At 69.1% G+C, this 22,559-nt stretch carries 21 protein-coding genes; 6 read left to right on the top strand and 15 right to left on the bottom strand.

Annotated features, from left to right (window positions below; all coding sequences use genetic code 11):
• The 3 genes from ACXC9Q_RS01335 to ACXC9Q_RS01325 all read left to right on the top strand — a co-directional run bounded on the left by ACXC9Q_RS01335 (window position 1) and on the right by ACXC9Q_RS01325 (window position 5,315).
• Entirely contained in the window at window positions 1-813 is an 813-nt protein-coding gene (locus ACXC9Q_RS01335) for a TetR/AcrR family transcriptional regulator (RefSeq protein WP_457054613.1), read from the top strand.
• Between the two features lie 81 nt (window positions 814-894).
• The gene (locus tag ACXC9Q_RS01330; protein ID WP_457054612.1) at window positions 895-2,652 is read left to right on the top strand and encodes an HSP90 family protein; all 1,758 of its coding nucleotides are present in this window, start codon (window positions 895-897) and stop codon (window positions 2,650-2,652) included.
• Window positions 2,649-5,315 (top strand): tetratricopeptide repeat protein, encoded by a 2,667-nt coding sequence (locus ACXC9Q_RS01325; RefSeq protein ID WP_457054611.1) that lies wholly within the window; start codon window positions 2,649-2,651, stop codon window positions 5,313-5,315. The genes ACXC9Q_RS01330 and ACXC9Q_RS01325 overlap by 4 nt, the downstream gene beginning before the upstream one ends.
• Here ACXC9Q_RS01325 and guaA read toward each other — a convergent pair whose 3' ends face one another.
• Both guaA and ACXC9Q_RS01315 read right to left on the bottom strand, forming a co-directional pair.
• A complete protein-coding gene (guaA, locus tag ACXC9Q_RS01320) occupies window positions 5,316-6,866 on the bottom strand; it encodes a glutamine-hydrolyzing GMP synthase (protein WP_457054610.1) in 1,551 nt (516 codons plus the stop codon). It abuts the gene before it with no gap.
• 323 nt (window positions 6,867-7,189) lie between these two features.
• Entirely contained in the window at window positions 7,190-7,513 is a 324-nt protein-coding gene (locus ACXC9Q_RS01315; RefSeq protein ID WP_457054609.1) for a hypothetical protein, read from the bottom strand.
• 19 nt (window positions 7,514-7,532) lie between these two features.
• On the opposite strand from ACXC9Q_RS01315, the gene ACXC9Q_RS01310 reads away from it, so the two are divergent.
• Entirely contained in the window at window positions 7,533-7,886 is a 354-nt protein-coding gene (locus ACXC9Q_RS01310) for a hypothetical protein (protein ID WP_457054608.1), read from the top strand.
• On the opposite strand, the gene ACXC9Q_RS01305 is transcribed toward ACXC9Q_RS01310, so the two are convergent.
• From ACXC9Q_RS01305 to ACXC9Q_RS01250, 12 genes are all read right to left on the bottom strand, one after another.
• On the bottom strand, window positions 7,883-8,071 hold the full coding sequence (locus tag ACXC9Q_RS01305) for a hypothetical protein (protein WP_457054607.1): 189 nt from the start codon (window positions 8,069-8,071) through the stop codon (window positions 7,883-7,885). The genes ACXC9Q_RS01310 and ACXC9Q_RS01305 overlap by 4 nt on opposite strands.
• A gap of 35 nt (window positions 8,072-8,106) precedes the next feature.
• Window positions 8,107-9,171, bottom strand: coding sequence for a hypothetical protein (locus ACXC9Q_RS01300; RefSeq protein WP_457054606.1), 1,065 nt, complete (start codon window positions 9,169-9,171; stop codon window positions 8,107-8,109).
• Window positions 9,168-9,830: a dethiobiotin synthase gene (bioD, locus tag ACXC9Q_RS01295; protein ID WP_457054605.1), complete on the bottom strand. Its 663-nt coding sequence runs from the start codon at window positions 9,828-9,830 to the stop codon at window positions 9,168-9,170. Before bioD ends, ACXC9Q_RS01300 begins: the two co-directional genes overlap by 4 nt.
• On the bottom strand, window positions 9,827-10,948 hold the full coding sequence (locus ACXC9Q_RS01290; protein ID WP_457054604.1) for an 8-amino-7-oxononanoate synthase: 1,122 nt from the start codon (window positions 10,946-10,948) through the stop codon (window positions 9,827-9,829). The genes bioD and ACXC9Q_RS01290 overlap by 4 nt, the downstream gene beginning before the upstream one ends.
• The gene (gene bioA / locus ACXC9Q_RS01285) at window positions 10,948-12,261 is read right to left on the bottom strand and encodes an adenosylmethionine--8-amino-7-oxononanoate transaminase (protein ID WP_457054603.1); all 1,314 of its coding nucleotides are present in this window, start codon (window positions 12,259-12,261) and stop codon (window positions 10,948-10,950) included. Before bioA ends, ACXC9Q_RS01290 begins: the two co-directional genes overlap by 1 nt.
• A gap of 90 nt (window positions 12,262-12,351) precedes the next feature.
• Window positions 12,352-13,296: a zeta toxin family protein gene (locus tag ACXC9Q_RS01280; protein WP_457054602.1), complete on the bottom strand. Its 945-nt coding sequence runs from the start codon at window positions 13,294-13,296 to the stop codon at window positions 12,352-12,354.
• A complete protein-coding gene (locus ACXC9Q_RS01275) occupies window positions 13,293-13,685 on the bottom strand; it encodes a hypothetical protein (protein ID WP_457054601.1) in 393 nt (130 codons plus the stop codon). Before ACXC9Q_RS01275 ends, ACXC9Q_RS01280 begins: the two co-directional genes overlap by 4 nt.
• Window positions 13,686-13,743: 58 nt before the next feature.
• Window positions 13,744-14,808, bottom strand: a complete 1,065-nt coding sequence (locus ACXC9Q_RS01270; RefSeq protein WP_457054600.1) for an isopentenyl transferase family protein — start codon at window positions 14,806-14,808, stop codon at window positions 13,744-13,746.
• A gap of 20 nt (window positions 14,809-14,828) precedes the next feature.
• Complete coding sequence (gene bsaP, locus ACXC9Q_RS01265) at window positions 14,829-15,017, bottom strand: biotin synthase auxiliary protein BsaP (protein WP_457054599.1); 189 nt, start codon at window positions 15,015-15,017, stop codon at window positions 14,829-14,831.
• Window positions 15,014-16,009 carry a biotin synthase BioB gene (gene bioB / locus ACXC9Q_RS01260; RefSeq protein WP_457054598.1) on the bottom strand — a complete coding sequence of 332 codons (996 nt, stop codon included), beginning with the start codon at window positions 16,007-16,009 and terminating at the stop codon, window positions 15,014-15,016. Before bioB ends, bsaP begins: the two co-directional genes overlap by 4 nt.
• Window positions 16,010-16,601: 592 nt before the next feature.
• The gene (locus ACXC9Q_RS01255) at window positions 16,602-18,302 is read right to left on the bottom strand and encodes a GMC oxidoreductase (protein WP_457054597.1); all 1,701 of its coding nucleotides are present in this window, start codon (window positions 18,300-18,302) and stop codon (window positions 16,602-16,604) included.
• A gap of 76 nt (window positions 18,303-18,378) precedes the next feature.
• On the bottom strand, window positions 18,379-19,971 hold the full coding sequence (locus ACXC9Q_RS01250; RefSeq protein ID WP_457054596.1) for a succinic semialdehyde dehydrogenase: 1,593 nt from the start codon (window positions 19,969-19,971) through the stop codon (window positions 18,379-18,381).
• A gap of 125 nt (window positions 19,972-20,096) precedes the next feature.
• Between ACXC9Q_RS01250 and ACXC9Q_RS01245 the strand changes: the two genes are divergently transcribed.
• Together ACXC9Q_RS01245 and ACXC9Q_RS01240 are read left to right on the top strand one after the other, a co-directional pair.
• Entirely contained in the window at window positions 20,097-21,548 is a 1,452-nt protein-coding gene (locus ACXC9Q_RS01245; RefSeq protein WP_457054595.1) for a hypothetical protein, read from the top strand.
• 46 nt (window positions 21,549-21,594) lie between these two features.
• Window positions 21,595-22,155, top strand: a complete 561-nt coding sequence (locus ACXC9Q_RS01240; protein ID WP_457054594.1) for a TIGR03086 family metal-binding protein — start codon at window positions 21,595-21,597, stop codon at window positions 22,153-22,155.
• On the opposite strand, the gene ACXC9Q_RS01235 is transcribed toward ACXC9Q_RS01240, so the two are convergent.
• Complete coding sequence (locus tag ACXC9Q_RS01235; protein WP_457054593.1) at window positions 22,152-22,553, bottom strand: hypothetical protein; 402 nt, start codon at window positions 22,551-22,553, stop codon at window positions 22,152-22,154. The two genes, ACXC9Q_RS01240 and ACXC9Q_RS01235, sit on opposite strands and share 4 nt — an antisense overlap.
• Window positions 22,554-22,559 lie beyond the last annotated feature (6 nt).

Genomic DNA, 22,559 nt, shown 5'->3' with positions numbered 1-22,559 from the left:
TTGACGGTTCGGCGGAGTGGTGAGGGGCAGCCGGAGCGGACGCTGGCACTGCTGTGGCGGAACCACCGCAAGCAGGCTCCCGAGGCAGGGCGGGCGACACCGGGCCGCGAGGCCCGCGGGGCTGGGCGTCGGCCTTCGTTGGATGTGGACGAGGTTGTTATGGCGGGGATCCGGTTGGCGGATGAGCAAGGGCTGGTGGCGGCCTCGATGGGTGGAGTGGCCAAGGAGTTGAGGGTCGGGACGATGACGCTCTACACCTACGTGCCGTCCAAGGAGGAGTTGCTCGACCTGATGGTGGATCAGGTGCTGGCGGAGCGCGACCTGCCCGGCCCCGGTGCGCCACGCCCCGACGACTGGCGCGAGAAGATCGAGATCTACTCGGAGCAGACCCGAGCGATGTTCCAACGGCACCCCTGGCTCGCGCAGGTGTCGACGATCCGTCCGCCGGTCGGCCCTGGCATGCTGGCCGGCCGCGAGTACCTGCTGTCCGCGTTCCTCGGCCTAGGCCTCGGCCCAGCCGAGACGAACACGGCCGCGCTCGCGATCACGACGTACGTCGACTCCGCCGCCGGCCTGGAGGCGGAGAGCGAGCTGATCGAGCGCGCGACCGGTCAGAGCAACGACTCCTGGTGGTACGAGCGCAGCGACCTCTGGGAGACGTACTTCGACGTCGAAAGACATCCCGCGATGACAGCAATCTGGAACGCGAACGGCTACCAGGCGAGCACCCGCGAGGCCGCGGCCGAGTCGTACCGCTACGGCCTCGACCGTCTCCTCGACGGCATCCAGGCGATGGCCCCGGAAACCCTATAAATCAAGGGGAACCGTTCACCACCGCCCGTCACCAACGCAAAGCGAACAGTCGCCGACCCTGGCATGCCGTAGGTTGCCGTGGTGCGCGAGAACTTCCAGGTCGACCTGCAAGGGATCGTCGACCTGCTGAGCAACCATCTGTACAGCAGTCCGCGGGTGTACCTGCGCGAGCTGCTGCAGAACGCCGTCGACGCGATCACGGCCCGCCAGGCCACTGATCCCGGCACTCCGCAGCGGATCGACGTACGCACGGCCGACGATGGGCTGAGCATCTCCGACACCGGGATCGGCCTCACGCCGGACGAGGTGCGGGAGCTGCTGGCGACGATCGGGCGGAGCTCGAAGCGGGACGGGATCGGATTCGCCCGGACCGAGTTCCTCGGCCAGTTCGGCATCGGTCTGCTGTCGGCGTTCATGGTCGCGGACGAGATCGAGGTCGTCACCCAACCGGCCGGCGGTCCGGCCACGCACTGGATCGGTACGGCGGACGGCCGCTACACCATTGCGGAGACGACGGATCGTCCCGAGCCGGGTACGACGGTCACGCTCAAGGCGCGGCGTGGTGCGGAGCAGTGGTACAAAAAGGCCACAGTGGTCGAACTGATCCGTCTGTTCGGCGCACTGCTGCCGATCGAGATCCTGGTCGACGGCGAGCAGGTCACCGACGGCACCGCGCCCTGGGAGGGCTCGCGGGCCGATCTGCTCGGCTATGCGCAGGACAAGCTCGGGTTCACGCCGTTCGACGTGATCCACTTGAACAATCCGGCCGCCGGGCTCACCGGTGTCGCGTTCGTGCTGCCGTTCGCCGCGAACCCGGCCGAGCGGGCCACGCATCGCGTGTACCTGAAGCGGATGCTGCTCGCCGAGAACGTCGAAGGGCTGCTGCCCGACTGGGCGTTCTTCGTCCGCGCCGTCATCGACACGTCCGAGCTGCGGCCGACCGCGAGCCGCGAGGCGCTGTTCGACGACGGCAACCTCGAAGCCACCCGGGATGCGCTGGGTGCGCAGTTGCGTGGCTGGCTGGTCCGCCTCGGTAACACGGACCCGGCCAAGCTGGACCGGTTCCTCGCCATCCACCAGCTCGGCGTGAAGGCGCTCGCGCTCCACGACGACGAGATGCTCCGGCTGGTCCACCGCTGGCTGCGCTTCGAGACCAACCATGGACGGATGACGACCGCTGAGCTGCAGGAGCGCAGCGGTGAGATCCGCTATGTCGCCACGGTCGAGGAGTTCCGTCAGCTGGCCGCGGTTGCGGCCGCACAGCAGATCACTGTGGTGAACGGCGGCTACACCTACGACAGCGAACTCCTCGAGCGCCTCCCCGAGGTACTGCCCGATCTGGTCACCACACGGTTCGATCCGACCGAGCTGAGCACCAGCTTCGACAGTCTGGACCCGGACACCGAGCTAGGGCTGCGCCCGTTCGTCCAGCTCGCGCAGGCCACGCTGGACTCGGTCGGTTGCGAGGTAGTGGTCCGTGCGTTCGAGCCGGCCGGTCTGCCCGCGCTCTACCTGGTGGACCGGTCCGCACAGTTCGCCAGTGAGCTCAGAGCCACCAAGGATCGTGCGGACGCGCTATGGTCCGAGGTACTCGGTGCACTCGACACCCACGACGACAGCCGGCCGCAACTCGTTCTGAACTACCGCAGTCCCTTGGTACGGCGGATGGCGTCACTGAACGATCCTGAGCTCGCACAGCTCGCAGTGGAAGGGCTGTACGGACATGCGCTGATGCTCGGTTACCACCCGATCACTCCGGCGGACTCTGCGCTGGTGAACCGCTCTTTCCTCGGTCTGCTCGACCAGGCTGTCCCGACGCAGGAGGACCCGACCCGATGAATCAGGAACTCGTGGACCGACTGCAGCGCGCCGAGAGTGCGCCGTACGGGAAAGCACGGTCGGCTTTGCTCGAGGACGTCGTACGGCGGGCCGATGCGGCCGGTGAGGAGGACCTGGCGTTCTACAGCCGCCTCTCGCTCGTGACGGCGTACGTGATGGGTGGCGAGCCGGGGAAGTCGCTGGTGCCGTTCGCGCGGTGCGTGGCGGACTGGGATGCGTCACCCGATCAGTACCGCGGCTACTCGCACACGTTTCTGTGGTGCTTCAAGTACGCGCCGAGCACGCTGACCAAGTTCCCCGAGGTGCCGTTGGACCGTGCGTACGCCGTCCTGGACGACATGGAACGGCGTTGGCGGCAGGGCGGCCACAGCATGCACGCCGTCCATCAGCACCGCTGGCTGGTCGCACACCACATCGGCGACGCGGATACGGCGGCCGAGCAGTTCCGGCTGTGGTCGACCGCGCCGCGCGACGACCTGTCGGACTGCGTCGGCTGCGACCCGACCTCGAAGGTGCACCACCTGACCAGCGTCGGGCGTACGGCGGACGCCGTCGCGCTGGCCGTGTCCGTGCTGGACGGGCAGCTCACCTGCGCGGAGCAGCCGCAGCAGATGCTGACCGCGCTGCTGCCGGCGTATGTTGCCGAGGGCATGTATTCCGAGGCGGTGGACGCACATCGGAAGGCGTACCGGATCCTGCGCGGGCGGGTCGGCGAACTGAGTGAGCACGCGGACCACGTGGTGTTCCTGGCCCGGACCGGCAACGAACTGAAGGCCGTCGAGCTGATCGAGCGGCACGCACCCGAGCTGGCCGACCCGCCGTCGCCGTACGCCGAGATGGTGTTCGCGGCGGGCGCGTCACTCGCCCTGGGTCGGGTCGACGCCGGACTGATGATCCGGCAACCCTCCGGCGCCACACCGGCTGCTGAGCTGGCGGAGCAGCTGGCCGCGCGAGCTCTGGAGCTGGCAGCCCAGTTCGACGCACGGAACGGGACAACGCATCGCAGCGACGAGATCCGCGCGACGCTGACCGCCGAGCCGTGGGTGGAGTACCTGCCGCTCTCGGAGACCGCCCGGCGCGCCCAGCTCCGGAAGCAGGCCCAGCCGGCCGCCGAACCCTCGGACCAACCGCCACTCGGTCCCGCTCGGCCCGAGCCCACCGGCCGCGGCTGGCTCGACGAGGCCGAGGACGCGTGGCAGCGCGGGCAGTCCGAGCAAGCGATCATGGCCTGGCAAGTTTTCGAGCAAGAGGTACCGGAGAGCGAGTGGACCGCACTCGACCGCGCCCGTGCCCTGGATGGGCGAGGGTTGCTGGCGTCCGACAAGCCGGAGCGCGCGCTGGAGTCCTGGCGCGAAGCACTCGCGCTGTACGCCGATCTTGGTGAAGAGATCCGCCTGCTGCGTGACCGCGGACGCATCGGCCGGCTGCTCTGCGAGCAGGGACAGGTCGAGGAGGGACTCGCGACCAGCGAGGAGCCGCTGCGCCGGCTGATCACCGAGGACGAGCCGCGACGTCAGGGACACTGGCAGTACTCGCTGGCGACCGTGTACGCCCACGCCGGCCGGTACGACGACGCCGTACGCGAACTGCGTGAGCTGCGTGCACGTCCGGACGTCGAGGAGGAGCTCCTGGCGGGCGCAGCGATGATGCAGGGCGACCTCCTTGCGCAACTGGGACGCTTCGGGGAAGCGGAAGAGGCCGCCACGGTGGCGTCGGGGGCGGCGAGTGAACTCGTGCGGTCCTTCGCGTACAGGCAGCGTGGGCGGATCCGTCTCGAGCTCGAACGCCCGGCCGAGGCAGCCGAGGACCTGACTGAGGCAGTCGCCCTGCTAGCCGGCGTACCGGGCATGGAGGTTCAGGTCGCACTTGCCCGGTTGGAGCTGGCGCGTGCGTATCTGATGACCGGGCGGCCGCTGGAGGCAGCGGAGACGGCTGAGGAGGCGCTGCCGGTGCTGGGTGGTGACCCTGGTCTTGCCCAGCCGCTCGCCGACGCGCGCGGCGTACTGATCGAGGCCTACCGTTCGCTGGGCGAGCTGGAGTCCGCATTGACCAAGGTGCGCGAGTTGCAGGCGTCCGCGCCGGCAGATGCGCATCCGGCCTGGCTGGCGATGATCCGGCACGACGAGGGCTTGCTGCTGGAGAAGCTCGACCGCGACGAGGAGGCGGTCGAGGTGCTCCTGTCCGCAGCCTCGCAGTACGCCGCTGCCGAGCAGCCGATCGAACAGGTGCAAGCACTCCGCCTGGCGGCCCAGTCCGCCCGCTACACCGGCGATTTCGCCCGGGCGGTCGAGCTGATCGACAGCGCCCGCCCGTTGCTGACCGCTCTGCCGTCAGCCGACCAGCGAGTCATCTTCCAGACCGCCGGTGTGCATTGGGATCTGGCGCTGATCGCCCTACAGCAGGGCGACCCGGACACCGCCGTACAGCAGGCGTCACAAGCCGCCGACCACTACGAACGCGGCGGCTACACGGACCAGCACCTCAACGCACGTCTACTGGTCGCCGAGCACAGCGCCGACGAGACCCTGCTGGAGCAACTCTTCCCAACCCTGACCACCGGCACCGAACCCTGGTACCGCGCCGGCTGGCTCCTGGTCGACCGCCTCCGCTCCCAGGGCCGCACGACCGAAGCGACGTCCCTGGAGGCGGTCCTCAGCGAGTGATCACTCCCACTCGATGGTGCCGGGGGGCTTGCTGGTGATGTCGAGGGTTACGCGGTTGATTTCGTCGACCTCGTTGGTGATGCGGGTGGAGATGCGTTCGAGGACGTCGTACGGAAGGCGGGCCCAGTCGGCGGTCATGGCGTCCTCGCTGGTGACGGGACGCAGTACGACGGGGTGACCGTAGGTGCGGCCATCACCTTGAACGCCGACCGAGCGGACGTCGGCCAGCAGGACCACCGGGAACTGCCAGATGTCGCGGTCGAGACCGGCCGCGGTCAGCTCGGTGCGGGCGATCAGGTCGGCCTGGCGCAGGAGGTCCAGGCGCTGCTTGGTGACCTCGCCGATGATCCGGATGCTCAGCCCCGGGCCTGGGAACGGGTGCCGGTAGACCATCGCCTCGGGCAGGCCGACGGCCAGGCCGAGCTCGCGGACCTCGTCCTTGAACAGTGTCCGCAGCGGCTCGATCAGGCTGAACTGCAGGTCGTCCGGCAGGCCGCCGACGTTGTGGTGCGACTTGATGTTCGCCGTGCCGGTGCCGCCGCCGGACTCGACCACGTCCGGGTACAGCGTGCCCTGGACCAGGAACTCGATGTGCCGCTCGGCGTCCACCTTGCGCGCGGTCGCCTCGAAGGTCCGGATGAACTCGCGGCCGACGATCTTCCGCTTCTGCTCCGGGTCGGTCACGCCGGCCAGCGCGCCGAGGAACTGATCCTCCGCGTCGACCATCTCGAGCCGGATCCCGGTCGCGGCGACGAAGTCCTTCTCGATCTGCTCGGACTCGCCGGCCCGCTGCAGGCCGTGGTCGACGTACACACAGGTCAGCTGGTCGCCGATCGCCTTGTGCACCAGGGCCGCCGCGACCGCGGAGTCGACGCCGCCGGACAGCGCGCACAGCACCTGCTTGTCACCGACCTGCCTGCGGATGAGCTCGACCTGCTCGTCGACGACGTTCGTCGTGGTCCAGTCGCCCTTGCACCCGGCGATGTCGTACAGGAAGTGCTCGAGCACCGCCTGCCCGGCCTGCGAGTGCAGGACCTCCGGGTGCCACTGCACGCCGGCGAGCCGCCGGTCCAGGTCCTCGAACGCTGCCACTGGTGCGCCTTCGGACGCCGCGAGTACGGCGAATCCGGCGGGCGGCGCGTGGACCGCGTCACCGTGGGACATCCACACGTTCAGGTCCTCGGGGATGTCGGCCAGCAGCGTGCCGGCCGCGCTGACCGTCACCGGGGTGCGGCCGAACTCGCGCAGACCGGTCCGGCGGACCTCGCCGCCGAGCGTCTGCGCCATCGCCTGAAACCCGTAGCAGATCCCGAACGCCGGCACGCCCGCGTCGAACAGCGCGGACTCGACCCGCGGCGCACCCTCGGCGTACACCGACTGCGGCCCACCGGACAGGATGATCGCCTTCGGCTTGCGCGCCAGCATCTCCTCGACCGGCATCGAGTGCGGCACGATCTCGGAGTACACCTTGGCCTCGCGGACCCGGCGCGCGATCAGCTGCGCGTACTGCGCCCCGAAGTCGACGACCAGAACCAACTCATGCTCAGTCACCTTGCAAAGCCTATCGGTGCAGGTCAGCGGGGTTGTAATCGAGCGCTCCGCACATCGGGTCGTTGGTGATCTCCAGTCCGGGAAACCGGCGCCGCGGAACCGAGTGGATTTGAGTGCGGCGCACAGCGGCGGGGAAGCTTGTCCTCGGTCCCGGGTGCAGACGGTTCCGGTCTCGGCCAAGATCCATCGGGCCGTGCTGGAGGACTAGGGCGCCCGATCACGAACATGCTGAGGGCCCGCCGGCGTACACCGACGGGCCCTCAGGCGATCTTGTAACGGAGAGACCTGCCTCCGCCTTCATCGAGAAGCTTAGGATCATGCCCTCAGCAAATCAAACCGCTGCTCATCACATCGCGGTCGCTGCCAAGATCAGCGCTCCCCGACTTGCGCCGTACCTGGCGACAACCGGCGGCGACGTCCGCCGGGCGTTGGGCCTGTACCAGTGGAACGTCGAACTCTCTGGCGCCGTCTACGAGTGCTTGCATCGGTTCGAGGTGATCCTTCGCAACGCGCTCGATGAGCAACTCTGCGGGTGGAATGCCACCCAGCGTGACAGGCAGACCGGGCAGGTGCACTCGTCGGACTGGCTGATGGACCCCGCCCGTTTGATCCGACGGCTTGTCGGCGACGACATCCGCAAAAGCCACTCGCAGAGCCCAGTCCGCTGTGCGTGGTGCCGGCACCACGCCGGGACACCCCGACATCCTCGCTCAGCTCAGCTTCGGCACCTGGCGTTTCCTCCTGCCCGACAACGACCCCGGCCGGCGACTTCTCTGGAACAAGGCACTGGCCAGTGCCTTCCCGAAGCTGACGGGGACGTCCTCAGACCTCGTGGACCATGTCGACCACATCTACAAGCTGCGCAACCGCGTCGCGCATCTCGAACCGCTGCTCAATTCCGGTATGGTCGCAGACCGGCTCGCTCGAATGAGAACTGTTCTCCTCGCGATCGACCCCGCCCTCGAGACCTGGTTCGTCTCGCGGCAGCGCGTCACGGCGACCCTCAAGACCAAGCCTTAGGGCCCGGAGGTCACCGCCACCGGGCGCGGGGCGGCCGGCACCGGGTCGTTGGTGATCTCCAGTCCGGGGAAGCGGCAGCGCATGGCGGCCTCGTAGCGGGTGGCCGCGGCCGGTTCGCCGATGAAGTCCGCGAGCTGGTGCTGACCGAACCACAGCCGCACCCGGCGGCGAGGTGGGAAGCTCACCCGGCGGACGCTATCGCCGCCGGCTGTCCGCGGTGTTACTCCGCGTTACGAACGGAAGTCACCATCAGCCGCTTCGGCGCTCTGAACGACAGCAGGTCGATCATCGGCGGCTCCTCCGCCAGCCGTACGGTGCTCAGTAGGCTGGCCGCACACTCGAGCGCAACCCGCGCCTCCATCCGAGCCAGCCCAGCCCCCAGACACCGATGTACGCCGACCCCGAACGCGAGATCCGCGGGCCCGCCGTGCCCAGACAACCCGAGGAGCACAGGAGCGCCACCAGGCAACTCGACGCCCCCAACCTCCGCGGGCCCAGCAGTCACCCGCCGCCACGTCGGCACCGACGAAGCCTCCCGCAACACGTCCTCGACAACCTCCGCCGGGCCGCCTCCTGCCAACAGAGTGTGGTGGAAGGTGGTGGAGATGAGTTGGGTGGTGGTTTCCTGACCGGCGATCAGCAGGAAGTAGCCGACTGCGCACACCTCCCCGTCGGTGAGCCCGAGTGCGACGAGCACGCCGAACAGGTCATCACCGGGTGCGCGGCGGGCGGCCGTCGTACGGGATCGGAGCCAGGCGTAGAACTCAGCCGCACTGTGCGCCAACTCCAGTTGCCGGTCCTCGTCCGGCCGGCCCCAGAACAGCTCCAGCGAGTCCAGACTCCACGCCTTCAACGCCGGCACGTCGACATCGGTCAGCCCCAGCATGTCGAGTACGACGAGCGCCGGCGGCTCGGCCGCGACAGCCTGAACCAGGTCCACCCGCCCGTCGCGCTCCAAGGCCTTGGTCGCGTCGTCCACCCGAGCCGCCGTCAGTTCGCGCGCCAACGGCTCCACCGCCGCCACCCGCGCCGGACTGAAGAACCGCGCCACCGCCGCCCGGATCGGCCGATGCGACTCCCCAGCGTTGTTCGCCAACGTCGGCGGCAATGCGAACCCCACCCCCGACAGCACCCGCAACGCCTTCACCGACAACGGCGTGTGCGCCAGTACGGCGTTGTCCGGCCGGAACGTCTCCGGATCGAGCAGCACCTCGCGGGCCAGCGCGGGGTCGTCGATCACCCAGTACCCGAGCTCCTCGTCGTACCGCGCGGGACACCCCGTCATCGGAACCAGCCGGGCACGTCCCTGCTGAACGCGCTCCGATCAAGCCGCCCCGCGCCCGCCGGGATCCGGCCGATCACCGGGACACCGGTCGTCACGGGCAGATCCTCGAGGTTGCACTCCTCAGCCAGATCAGGCTCGGCCGGCCACGAGCCGATCACCAGTCCGTCGATGGGCAGGCCGCGAGCCCGCAGAGCCTCGACGGTCAGCCCGGTGTGGTTGAGCGTCCCGAGGCCCGAGCGCGTCACTACGACGAAGGTGAACGGCATGGTCAGGTGCCCGGCGAGGTCGGCCAGGTTGTTGCCCGCAGCATCCAGTCCGACCAGAAGCCCGCCGGCCCCTTCGACCAGCACGGTGTCATATCTACCCGCCAGATCGTCGATGAACTTCGCGTGCTCCTCGACGGTCGGCAACGGCACACCCTCACGCCGAGCCGCGGTAGTCGGCGCCAGCGGATCCCGCAGTCGAACACCTTCCTGCAGCTCGGTGATCCCGGTCAGCCGCAGAACGTCCGCGAGATCCCCGGGCTCATCGGCGGTGACGCCAGTCTGCGCAGGCTTGACAACAACAACCCGCCCACCACCCGCGTGGTGGACGGCCAACGCGGCGGTCGTGATGGTTTTGCCTACGCCGGTGTCGGTGCCGGTGATCAGGATGATCATGAGACCTGGGCGATCGCGTCGACGATGACGGTGCAGGCGTGGTCGAAGTCGGCCTGCGTGAGACCGGCGTTGGCGGTCAGCCGGAGGCGTGAGATGCCGTCGGGGACCGATGGTGGACGGAAGCTGCCGACGCGGACACCCGCCGCCAGGCAGAGGTCTGCGGCGTGGACGGTCTCGCGAGGGCCCGGCATGGGAACGGAGACGACGGGTCCCGCGGCAGGCGGGACACCGCAGGCAGTGGCGAGGCGGCTGGCTGCGACGTGGATGGCGTCGGGACGAGTGGGCTCGGTCTGCAGGACCTGGAGCGCAGCCAGCGCGGCGGCGCAGGCGGCTGGGTTCAGGCCGGTGTCGAAGATGAAGGGACGCGCCCGGTTGACGAGGTGTTCGCGCAGGATGCGTGGCCCCAGGACGACACCCCCTTGGGAGGCCATTGCCTTGGACAACGTCATGGTGACCAGCACATGGTCCTGACCGGCCAGGCCGGCGGCGTGCACGGAGCCACGGCCGCCACCGGTGACGCCGAGGCCGTGAGCCTCGTCGACGAGCAGTACGGCGTCGTACGCTCGAGCAACGGACGCGAGGTCGGCCAACGGCGCCGCATCGCTGAGCACGCTGAAGACCGACTCGGTCATCACCACCGCGTGCGGTTCGTTGCGTTCGGCAAGCACTTTGGTGACCGCGTCGACGTCGTTGTGCGGGACGATCTCGACCCGTGACCGGGACAACCGGCAGGCGTCGACGAGCGACGCGTGGATGTGGTCGTCGGACACCATCAGCGTGCCGGGTCCACCGAGCGCGGTGACCACGCCGAGATTGGCGAGGTATCCGGACGAGAACACCAGCGCCGACTCCTGGCCGACGTACGACGCGAGCGCCGATTCCAGTTCCTCGTGCAGAGTCGTCGTACCGGTCACCAGGCGGGATGCCGTCGACCCGGTGCCCCAGACGCAGACGGCCTCGGCCGCGGCCTCGATCACGCGCGGATCGGACGCCAGGCCCAGGTAGTCGTTGCCCGCGAGGTCGATCAGCCGATCGTCAGCCGCGCGGGCCCGGAGCCGGCGGGTCAGGCCGCGGGACTCCAGCGCCGCGGCCTTCGGAGCGAGCCAGTCCTCGAGCATCAACCGGCCTCCTCGACCGCACCCACGATCGCCGCCGCGATGGTGGCGATCTCGTCGTCGGTGCACACGTACGGCGGCATCGTGTAGACCAGATCGCGGAACGGCCGGACCCACACGCCGCGCCGCAGCGCCGCCTCGGTCATCCGCGGCAGATCCACGGGCCCACCGAGTTGTACGACGCCAACCGCGCCGACCACCCGGACGTCCTTGACCGCAGGCAGTGATGACGCCGGCGCCAGACCGGCCGACAGCCCCTCCGAGATACGAGCGACCCGGCCGGCCCAGTCCTGGGACAGCAACAGGTCGATCGACGCGAGCGCGACCGAACAGGCCAGCGGGTTGGCCATGAAGGTCGGGCCGTGCATCAGCGCGCCGCCCGGTCCGTTCGAGACCGTCTGCGCGACGTCCGTCGTACACAGCATCGCGGCCAGTGTCAGATAGCCGCCGGTCAAGGCCTTGCCGACGCAGAGGATGTCCGGATCGACGCCCGCGTGCTCGGAGGCGAAGAGCGTGCCGGTGCGCCCGAAGCCGGTGGCGATCTCGTCCAGGATCAGCAGGAATCCGTGCCGGTCGGCGAGGTCGCGCAGCACGCGCAGGCAGGCCGGGCGGTACGGATACATGCCACCCGCACCCTGGAGGATCGGCTCGACGATGATGCCGGCGATCTCACCCGCGTGCCGCTGCGCCAGCTCGGTCACGGCGGCGGCCCAGGCGAGCAGCTCCGGATCGTCGTCCGGGCGATCGAAACCGGCCGGCGGCTGCGGCCCGAACACCTGCTCCTGCAACGCGCCGGTGAACAGCGAGTGCATCCCGTTCACCGGATCGCACACGCTCATCGGCGCGAACGTGTCGCCGTGGTACCCGCCACGGACGGTCAGCATCCGGGTCCGTCCGTTGTTGCCTCGGGCAACTTGGTACTGGAGCGCCAGCTTGATCGCGACCTCGACCGAGACCGAACCGGAGTCGCAGAAGAACACGTGCCGCAACGGTTCCGGAGTGATCTCGACCAGCCGCTCGGCCAGCCTGATGGCCGGCTCGTGGGTCAGCCCGCCGAACATCACGTGGCTGAAGTCGTCTACCTGGCTCTTCACCGCCGCGTCCAGCACGGGGTTGCGGTAGCCGTGGATCATGCACCACCAGGACGCCATCGCGTCGATCGCCTCGACCACCCCGCCGGCCCCGTCGTCCAGCTGCAGCCGTACGCCGGACGCACCCCGGACCAACCGGACCGGCGACGGCTCGGTCAGCGAGGAGTACGGATGCCAGAGAAGCTCCGAATCCCGCTGTAGCCGCCGATTGACCGCCTGTGACACCGTGTCCCGCCTCCGTCCTGAGGACTCACCACGGTAATCGCTGCTCGCCACGACAGCAGGCGTGGGTGGCCAGGATGTGGCCTAGCTCTCCTACGGCTTGGTGCCGGCCGTTGCGATGTGCAACGTCACGGCGTCGGGGTGCAGCCGCGGCCGGGCCATCGCCGTCACCGTCTTGGCGCCCTCGAGCGATTCGTCCCGGATCCACTGCACGTGCGCGGCCAGCCCGATCCGCCCGACCAGCGAGGCGATGTCCAGGAAGTTCCGCGACTCCACGACAGTCCACGGGCGGTGCCGCTCCCAGGTGATCGCGTCGACCGACCGCGCGGGATGCTGCCACTGACCGTCGGCGTCGCGCTGGTTGCCGTAGACCAGCTGCCCGTCCGGACGCAGTACGGCGATCCGGTCGGCCCACTCCCCCTGGTCGATCAGCTCGGCGGCCCGCAGTACACCCACGTAGCCGGCATCGTGGACGCTCTGCACCGCGAGCCTGCCGAAGCCGAAGTTCTCCAGCGCGCGCATGTGCCGTTCGAGGACGCCGAAGCGGCTGCGCGCCTCGTGCATCGCCAGGATCGCGACCTCGACCTGGAACCCGGCCTCCTGGAAACGCGCAGCGGACGCCGCGAAGCCGTCGGGGTCGAGGAACTCGGTCTCGATGATCGCGTCGTACCGCTCCTCGATCACCAGCTCCTCGGCCTGCACGAGCCAGCGCCGGCCGTCGGCCGCGACATACTTGCCGGCGGTCGTCGGTACGTCGGTGATCGGTTCGTGGAAGCGTGGATGGTACGGCTCGTAGGCGGTCGCGCTCAGTACGACGGGACGGCCGCGACGACGCAGGACGTCCTTGACCATCGCGGTGATCGTGGCCTTGCCGTCGCCCGGCTGACCACCGACGAACACCACGACCGGCTGCTCCTGCGCGACGCCGGTCAGCTGGTCGGGAACGATCCGGTCGCGGAAGATCCGCCCGCTCTCCGCCTCGTCCAGCAGGTAGCGGTCGTCGTCACCGGCCGGCCCGGTCCCCCACACGTCGGTCACGCTCGCCCCAGCACCTCGTTGTCGCCTGCGTCCTGATCGCCGGCCACGGCGTCGAAGTCGTCCTCGTCGTCGCGCTCGCCGGCGTCGTCGGTCTCGTCCTCGTCGCGGTCCTCGACGCTGAGGAGCTTGTCGGCGTCGAGACGGATGCGCTTGATCTCGCGGGTGTCCAGCGGAGTGAGCTCCTGCCCCCGCGCGACCCAGGCCTGCTGTCTGGCCCGCCAGCCGGCGATGGCGTCGGCATCCGGCTCGGTGGCCGTCTCGATCAGCCGGGTGTAGTAGCCGATCGCCTGCCGAACACCCTCCTGCGCGGTCTCGTACGCGATCGCCTGCGGCCCCGTCCAGGTCGCCGTACCGAGCTCGGCCAGAACGTTGAAGGCGACGTTAACCACACCTGGACGATATCGAACATCCCGGGTCACGCGCGGCCCGGCCGGCGCATTCCGAGGTCTACCGTCGGCGCGAGCGTTTGCCTCCCGCGCGACCGCCACCTGACCGATCCCTGCCGGAAGACTTGCCTCCCGGAGCGGTGGCCATGACTGGACCGGCTGCGAGGGCGGCTGTCACGGCGGCGAAGGCGCCGTCGGCGCCGCGGACCGGCTTGATGCCCGTGAGTTTCGGGATCGCCGCGCGCTGGCGCCGGGTGTGGGTGCGGATGCGCTCGACCACCCGATCGCGGACCTCGACCAGGTCTTCCGCCGTGAGGTTCTCCACCGGTCGGCCACGCTCCAGGGCGACGTCGAACCATTCGGTGTAGCCGTGGGTGTGGACGACCTGGTTCGGCGACTTCTGGCCGAGACGGCGGTACTGCGCCAGGACGTCGTACCGCTCGTCGAGGCCGAGGACCTCGTCCCGCAGCCCGCGGCGGACCTGGTCGTCGTACGTCGCCGCCACGCGGCGGTCGATGTCCGCGGCCGGACGGTCGACCCCGAGCACGACCTGCCGGGCCGCGACCGGGGTTTCGGCGCGGTCGGGATCGTTGCCCATGGCATGCGCCAGTGCGTTGACGACGGCGTCGTAGTTGTTCGCGTGGATCTTCCCGGTCGCCTTCGGGTCCAGGCGGTCGAGCACGGCGTACGCGTCCTCGGCCATGCTGCGCGGGAAGTCGCGGCGGACCGCGTTCCGCGCCTCGGCGACCGCGTCCACCTCCCAGCCCTCGAGCAGGGAACGCACGTAGACACTGGTGCCGCCGACGATCACCGGGACGCCGCCGGACGCCCAGCAGGCGTCCATGTGCTGCCGCGCCTCGGCGACGAACGTCTCCAGCTCGAGCTTCCGCACCGGCTCGGTGACGTCGATCATCGTGTGGCGGATGCCGCGCATCTCCTCCGGCCTGGTCTTGCTGGTCCCGATGTCCAGGTACCGGTACACCTGGCGCGAGTCGGCCGACACGACGATCGGCTCGCGTCCGAGTTCGTCCCGGATCCGCAGACACAGGTCGACCGACACCGCGGTCTTCCCGGCCGAGGTCGGTCCGTAGAGAGCGACCAGCAGGCGAGGTACGGCGTCGGACATGCCTCAAACCCTAGTCGAGGTCAGTGAGAGGCCAGCTCACCGTGGACCGAGCAGCGGGCCGACCAGCTCATCGGATGGACCTGGACGACCATCCGGCGCCGGCACTCGGCGCAGTACCTCGGCGGCTCGAGCGCCAGCGCCTGACGGCACCGGTCGTGATCGCCGTCGGCCAGCTCCCGGCCGCAGTGGCCGCAATAGACCTCGGTCACAACGTCTTCTGCAGCTCTTTGACGGGCATCTTCAACTCGGCCAGCAGGTCGAGGTCCGCGGTCGCCGGGCGGCCCAGAGTGGTGAGGTAGTTGCCGACGATGACGGCGTTGATCCCGCCGAGCAGGCCCTCGCGCGTGCCGAGGTCGCCCAGGGTCAGCTCGCGGCCGCCGGCGTACCGCAGGACCGTGCGGGGCATCGCCAGCCGGAACGCGGCGATGGTCCGCAGCGCGTCCTTGCCGTCCATGATCTCCAGGTCGCCGAACGGCGTACCGGGACGCGGGTTCAGGAAGTTCAGCGGGACCTCGTGCGGGTCGAGCTCGGCCAGCTGGGCGGCCAGCTCGGCGCGCTGCTCGAGCGACTCGCCCATCCCGACCAGACCGCCGCAGCACAGCTCCATCCCGGAGCCGCGCACCATCAGGCAGGTCTCCCAGCGCTCCTCGAAGGAGTGCGTGGTGACGACGTCGCCGAAGTACGAGCGGGCCGACTCGAGGTTGTGGTTGTAGCGGTGCACGCCCATCGCCTTGAGCTCGTCGACCTGCTCCTGCGTGAGCATGCCGAGCGAGCAGGCGATGTTGATGTCGACCTCGGCGTTGATCGCCTCGATGCCGGCCTTCACCTGCGACATCAGCCGCTCGTCCGGACCGCGGACGGCGGCGACGATGCAGAACTCGGTCGCGCCGGTCTTCGCGGTCTCCTTGGCCGCCTCCACCAGCTCCGGGATGTTCAGCCAGACGGAGCGCACCGGCGAGGTGAACTGGCCGGACTGCGAGCAGAAGTGGCAGTCCTCCGGGCAGCCGCCGGTCTTCAGCGAGATGATCCCCTCGACCTCGACCGCCTCGCCGCACCACTTGACCCGCACCTCGTGGGCGAGTGCGAGCAACTCGGGCAGCAACTCGTCGGGCGAACGGAGAACCTCGACCAGCTGCTCCTGGCTCAGGCCGACGCCCTGTTCCAGAACCTGCTCACGTGCCACGCCCAGGATGTCGCTCATGGTTCTCCTGCCTCATCGAACGGTCGGCTCACAGTAAGACAGGCCGGTACGTCGTCTCTGCGGCGGGCGTCACGTGAAGCATCGGGGGCTGCAGTGCTTCAGCGACTCTCCGCACATCCGCGGAGAAAGTTTTGGACTTTTCTGGAGAACCTCGTAACCCCCCGTAGATGGGCTCGTTGATGTGTGCAGAGGCGGTTACCGCAAGGAAGACCGCCACCCGGTGACAAAGAGCAACGAAAGCTGATCATTACGATCAGCACGCAGAGTGGTCACAACCCCACTCAAGCACTCGAAACTCCTGGAATCGGATGTAAGGTAGTGACCAAGAGCTCGGGTCGCCAGCCATGGTTGGTGACCCGATCCCAAAGCGCCGGGCGCCTCACCCCGGCTTGAGTGGGTCCCTCGGGAAGCGATTTGGGCGGAAACGCTCCCGAGGGACCTGCTCCCTTTTCTGGCCTCTTCGACGGCACAGACTGGCCTCTTCGAAGGTACAGACTGGGCCTTTTAGAAATACCTCACAAACCTCAGCGTCCACACAATCGCTGAGGTTCTTTCATTTCCCCTGATGGCACTGCGAAGTATTATCGTTGCGTTACAGCTTCGTCACAGACTGTTTCGGCACAATCGGCAACCGCAATGCGCCGGGCGCATCAGCCGGTACGACGGGGTGCGCCGGCTTCACCGGCTGGATCCGCCGGTACGCCGATCCGAGCGCCGGGCGGACGTCGTCCGCACCCTTGTTCGGCCAGAACGCGAGCGCTCGCTCCGCCTGGGCCGTGATGGTCAGCGACGGGTTGACGCCGAGGTTCGCCGAGATCGCGGACCCGTCCACGATGTGCAGACCGTCGTACCCGTAGACCCGGTGGTACGGATCGACCACGCCGGTCTCGGGTGAGTCGCCGATCGCGCAACCGCCGATGAAGTGCGCCGTCATCGGCACGTTGAACGGCTCCCCGATCGTCCCGCCCGGGGTCCCGTTCATCAGCTTCGCCATCCGGCGGACCACCTGGTTCGCGACCGGGATCCAGGCGGGGTTCGGGGCGCCGTGGCCCTGCTTCGAGGTCAGCCGCCAGCGTCCGAGCCGGTCCCGCTTGCCGAACGTGGTGATCGAGTTGTCGGCGGTCTGCATCACCAGCGCGATCACGGTCCGCTCGGACCAGTGCTTCAGGTCGTACAGCCGGCGGATGTTCTTCCGCTGCACGCCGAGCTCGCGCAACCAGGTCCGCCACCGCGGCTTGTCCCCGTCGCCGTCGGTCAGCACGGTCTGCAGCAGCGACATCACGTTGCTGCCCTTGCCGTACCGGACCGGCTCGATGTGGGTGATGTCGTTCGGGTGGAACGACGACGTGATTGCGACCCCACGGCTGTAGTCGACGTCGCGGTCCCGGGAGATCGCGCCCAGCAATGACTCCGAGTTCGTCCGGGTCAGCACGCCGAGCCGGTCCGACAGTCGGGGCAGTTTGCCCTCGTCCCGCAGCCGGTGCAGGAGTTTCGCCGTACCCAACGCCGAAGCAGCGAAGACGACCTGACCTGCGGTGAACCGCCGCGTGCTCTTCCGATCCGAGGTACGCCGGGTGTCCACGGCGTACCCGCCGTCCCGCAGCGGCTCCACCGAGGTCACGGTGGTCATCGGGAAGACCTGGGCGCCGGCCTGCTCGGCGAGGAAGAGGTAGTTTTTCGTCAGCGTGTTCTTCGCGTTGTGCCGGCAGCCGGTCATGCACTCGCCGCAGTCGATACAGCCGGTACGACGCGGGCCGGCGCCACCGAAGTACGGATCGTCGACCTCGACACCTGGCTCACCGAAGAAGACGCCGACCGGGGTCGGGTGGAATGTCTCCCCCACGCCCATGTCGTCGGCGACCTGCTTCATCACCCGGTCCGCCGGCGTGAAGCCCGGGTACGTGGTGACGCCGAGCATCCGCTTCGCCTGGTCGTAGTACGGCGCGAGCTCGTCCTTCCAGTCGGTGATGTGCGCCCACTGGCGGTCGGTGTAGAACGCGGGCAGCGGCTCGTAGAGGGTGTTTGCGTAGACCAGGCTGCCACCGCCGACTCCGGCGCCGGACAGGATGATCACGTCGCGCAGCGCGCTGATCCGCTGGATGCCATACCAGCCGAGCTTCGGCGCGAACAGGAATCGCTTGGTATCCCAGGAGTTCTTTGCGAACCCGGCGTCGTCGAACCGCGCTCCGGCCTCCAGGACAGCGACCTTGTAGCCCTTCTCGGTCAGCCGCAATGCGCTGACGCTGCCACCAAATCCCGAGCCGATGATGACGACGTCATAGTCGTAGCTCATGCACGTCCTCGCTTCGCTCCGGGCGCGCATGAGGCGCAAATCACACTGTGTTGAATGATGACTTCGCTTCGCTCAGTCATGCGCGGCCCAGCTTCTTGAGGATCCGCAGTGCGCCGGTCATCAGTTCGGCGTACGTCTCGTCGGACAGGCCGTGTGAGGCCGCGATCGGCAGCAGGCGCTGGGTGGCGATCGCCTGCGAATCGACGTACCGGCGGATGCCTTCGGCGCCCTGGCGGCGGCCGAGCCCGGATGCTCGCATGCCACCCATCGGGGTGTCGATCGATCCGAACGTCGCCCCGTAGCCCTCGTTGACGTTGACCGTGCCGGCCACCAATTGCGCGGCGATCGCCCGGCCGCGGCGGCCGTCCCGGGTCCAGACGCTCGCGTTGAGGCCGTACTCGCCCTCGTTCGCCCGCTGGATCGCCTCGGACTCGTCGGAGAACCGGTAGATCGACACGACCGGCCCGAAGGTCTCGTTGTCGAAGCACTCCATCGCCGGGGTCACCCCGGACAGCACGGTCGGCTCGTAGAACAGCGGGCCGATGTCCGGCCGGGCCTTGCCGCCGACGAGCACCGTGGCGCCCCTCGCTCGTGCGTCGTCGACATGCCGGGACACGGTCTCCAGCTGGGCCTTCGAGATCAGCGAACCCATGTCCACGTCCCAGCCGGTCCCGGCGGACAGCCGGATCTTCTTCACCCGGTCCACGAACGCCGTGACGAACGCGTCGTACACCTGGTCGGCCACGTACAGCCGCTCCATCGAGACGCACAGCTGGCCGGCGCTCGCGAAGCAGGCCCGGACAGCGCCCTCGGCGGCGCGGTGGATGTCGGCGTCGCGGAGGACGAGCATCGGGTTCTTACCGCCGAGCTCGAGGCTGCAGCCGATCAGCCGCTCGCCGGCCTGCCTGGCGACCAGCCGGCCGGTCCTGGTCGAGCCGGTGAAGCAGATGTAGTCGGCGTTCTGGATCAGGGCGCCGCCGACGGTCGGGCCGTCGCCGTTCACCGGCTGCCACGCGTCCCGCGGCAGGCCCGCGTCGTACAGCAGCTCGATCGCCCGGAGCGCGGTCAGCGGGGTCTGGCTGTCCGGCTTGTGCACGATCGTGTTGCCGGCCAGCACCGCGGGCAGACCGTCGGCCATCGCCATGCTGAGCGGGTAGTTCCACGGCGAGATGACGCCGACGACGCCCTTCGGCACGAACCGCTGCTCGGCCCGGGTAAGGATCGGGAAGATGCCCAGCTTGCGCTGCGGCTCGAGCAGCTCGGCGGCCTTGCGGCCGTAGTAGCGGGCGGTCAGCGCGACGTGAGCGACCTCCTCGAACGCCTGCTTGCGGGCCTTGCCCGACTCCCGGATGACCAGGTCGACCAGCTCGTGGCGGTGATCCAGGACGAGGTCGTGGTACCGCAGCAGGATCGCGGCCCGCTCGGCGAGCGGCACCCGGCGCCAGGTCTGCTGGGTCCTGCGGGCCGTCCGGATCGCGGCGATCACGTCGTCCGGGCTGGAGACCGGCAGGTCCGCGATCGGCTGACCGGTCGCCGGCGCGTACGACGTCCGCGTGCCGGCCGTCGCCCGCAGCAGCCCCGAGAGCCGCCGGATGACCGACTGATCGGTCGCGTACGACGCGGTCGGGTCGAGCTCGGGGTCAGCCGGAATCGAGGTCTGCTCGCTCATTCATCCAGGCTACCTGCCGGTAATAGCCATGTCAGCAGTGCAACTCGGTCGTGTCAGGACTGAGAGTTCCGGGCGTTTGACCACTAAGCTGATCGGCTGAACCTGCGAAGGGGTGGAACGTCGAGATGGTGGACAGCGGGGGGCTTTGGACGCCTCCTGAGGACGAGCTCGGTGAGGCGCTGCAGACAGCCCAGGTGCTGATCGAGGAAGGCCGTGCCGACGAGGCCGGACCGTACCAGCAACGCGTCATCGAACTGGCCAGGGAGCGGGCCGAAGGGCACCCGAACCACTACGAGGCCAAGCACCTGATGGCCGCGACCCAGTACGAGCTGGCCGGCTCGCTGAACGCATCCGGCCGGCACGAGGAAGCACTGGCCGCGCTGCACGAGGCCCAACTCGGCTACACCGAGCTCAGCGACGCCGGCGTCCTCGACGCGACCTCCTTCCTGGCCGACGTGCGGGCCCGGCGGGCGATGACCCAGGCACATCGCGGTCACGGGGCGACCGCCGTACTGGAGATGGACGGCGCGGTGATCGCGTACGGCCAGCTGGTCGGCGGCGTCGACGGATTGAAGCACCAACCGGACTTCGCCCGGGTGCTCGCGATGAACGCTCTCATCCTGCGGCGGTACGGCGATCCCGCGCTGGCGGTGGCGTCCGCGGACGCGGCGACCCAGCTTTTCCTGCAGCTGGCCGACCAGATCAACGAGAGCCCGCAGTCGCTCTCGTACGCGCGCTATCTGTGTACTGCGACAGCCGTGTCGGCCGACGTCCATGCCGCCGAGGGCCGGCTCGACCTCGCGCTGGAAGCCGACGAGATCGGGCTGACCACGGCTGACACCCTCGCCGACTCGGACTCCACGACCGACATGCGCACGCTGGTCGGGGCGCTGACCAGGAAGGGCAAGCACCTCGGCATCGTCGGCCGGCTGATGGAGGGCGAGGCCTGCCTGCGGACGGCGTTCGACACCGACCCGGAGACGGCGAACCGGGTGACCGAGGAGCTGGACCGGGGTCTGCCGCTCACATTGGTCGCCGCGCTGGAGAACGCGGAGATCAAGCTCGGTCCGTTCGAGCAGTACCACCGGCTGCTGGCGCTGAGCGAGCCCGCGCCAGGGATGACGCTGGCGACCGTGTCCGGCCGGACCGACCCCGAGTCGGCGGCCGTCCGGGCGACCGAGCTGGCCGAGCTGATCCCGCCGTTGTTACTGCAGGACGTGGACACCGCGCTGACGCTGGGCCTGGAGGCGCACTACCTGTTCGCGATCTCGTCCGAGCGGGAGTCGCACCGGATGCGGTACGAGACGAGCACCTACGTGCCGATCTGGGCCCAGTTGCTGCTGGAGATCTCGGAGGCGTACTACCAGGCCGGGCGGACCGACATCGCCCTCGACCTGGGCGGCTGGTGCGCGGAGGTCGCGACCGCGCTGATCCCCTTCACCGACGACGACAAGGTGATGAAGGACCTGGCCGGCTCCTGCTACCGCCACCACGGCGACCTGCTTGCTGCCAGCGGTGACCTGACCGCCTCGCAGCAAGCGCACGAGGCCGCCGAGCAACTCCAGCTCGGCCGTTGACGCGCTGCCCCCGCGGGCGGACGCTGACGCTGAGAGGGGGCAGGTCATGGACGCGGTGGAACTCCACAACCGAACGGTCGGCAACTTCGCCCAGCTGGTCAGCGAAGCCGGCCCGGGCCAGTGGTCGGGCCGGACGCCGTGCGCGGACTGGGACGTCCGCACGCTGGTGAACCACGTGGTCGGCGAGGAACGCTGGACCGTGCCGCTGATGGCGGGCCGGACGATCGCGGAGGTCGGCACCTCGCTGGACGGGGATCTGCTCGGCGACGATCCCGTCGGCGCGGCCACCGCGGCGGCAAGCGCCGCGCAGGCGGCGGCCGGCGAGCCGATCGCCACCGTGCATCTGTCGTACGGCGACGAGGACGCGAGCGAATATCTGCGGCAACTGTCCGCCGATCACCTCGTGCACGGCTGGGATCTGGCGGCCGCGATCGGCGCCGACCCCCGGATGGAGCCCGAACTGGTCAGCGAGGTGGCCGGCTGGTTCGCGCAACGCGAGGACACCTACCGGTCGTTCGGCATGATCGGCGACCGGCTCGGAGGGTTCACCGACCCGGCGGACGCACTCCTCGGTGCCTTCGGCCGGGATCCGGCCTGGAAGCCCTAGGAGTCCTGCAGGTCGGTCCGCAAAGCACCGACGAACAGTCCCGCCTCGGCTTCGGTCATGCCGGTTTCGGAAACCACCAGGGCGGTCGCCTGGTGGAGTTCGCCGGCGGACTTGAGGGCCCGGGTGCGCTCGGCCAGGTTGGTGCCGGGCCGCCGGACCAGCGGCGTACCGGTCGTCGGCGGGACGTAGCGGCCGAGCCGGATGTCGTCGACGAGTTCCTTGGCCGGCTTGAGGGCGAGACCGGTGCGGTCGCGGATCAGCTTCACCGCGTGCACGGTCTTCTTGGTGGTGATCAGGAACCGCACCTGGTCCACGTCATCGGGGGACAGTCTGGCCCGCGCTGCGGCGAGGGCAACATTGTCCGTGTCCTGGCTGCTTCGTCGGCTGAACAATCCCATGCGGCA

This window comes from Kribbella sp. CWNU-51 (genome assembly GCF_054073265.1).
The sequence above is the reverse complement of the archived record's forward strand: the minus strand, read 5'-3'. Positions and strand labels throughout refer to the sequence as shown.

Coding starts and splice junctions, on each gene's coding strand:
- ACXC9Q_RS01240 (WP_457054594.1), top strand. CDS start 21,595: ATGGACGCGGTGGAACTCCACAACCGAACGGTCGGCAACTTCGCCCAG.
- ACXC9Q_RS01290 (WP_457054604.1), bottom strand. CDS start 10,948: ATGCTCGAGGACTGGCTCGCTCCGAAGGCCGCGGCGCTGGAGTCCCGC.
- ACXC9Q_RS01300 (WP_457054606.1), bottom strand. CDS start 9,171: ATGACGGGGTGTCCCGCGCGGTACGACGAGGAGCTCGGGTACTGGGTG.
- ACXC9Q_RS01255 (WP_457054597.1), bottom strand. CDS start 18,302: ATGAGCTACGACTATGACGTCGTCATCATCGGCTCGGGATTTGGTGGC.
- ACXC9Q_RS01270 (WP_457054600.1), bottom strand. CDS start 14,808: ATGTCCGACGCCGTACCTCGCCTGCTGGTCGCTCTCTACGGACCGACC.
- ACXC9Q_RS01235 (WP_457054593.1), bottom strand. CDS start 22,553: ATGGGATTGTTCAGCCGACGAAGCAGCCAGGACACGGACAATGTTGCC.
- ACXC9Q_RS01325 (WP_457054611.1), top strand. CDS start 2,649: ATGAATCAGGAACTCGTGGACCGACTGCAGCGCGCCGAGAGTGCGCCG.
- bioD (WP_457054605.1), bottom strand. CDS start 9,830: ATGATCATCCTGATCACCGGCACCGACACCGGCGTAGGCAAAACCATC.
- ACXC9Q_RS01250 (WP_457054596.1), bottom strand. CDS start 19,971: ATGAGCGAGCAGACCTCGATTCCGGCTGACCCCGAGCTCGACCCGACC.
- bioB (WP_457054598.1), bottom strand. CDS start 16,009: ATGAGCGACATCCTGGGCGTGGCACGTGAGCAGGTTCTGGAACAGGGC.
- ACXC9Q_RS01245 (WP_457054595.1), top strand. CDS start 20,097: ATGGTGGACAGCGGGGGGCTTTGGACGCCTCCTGAGGACGAGCTCGGT.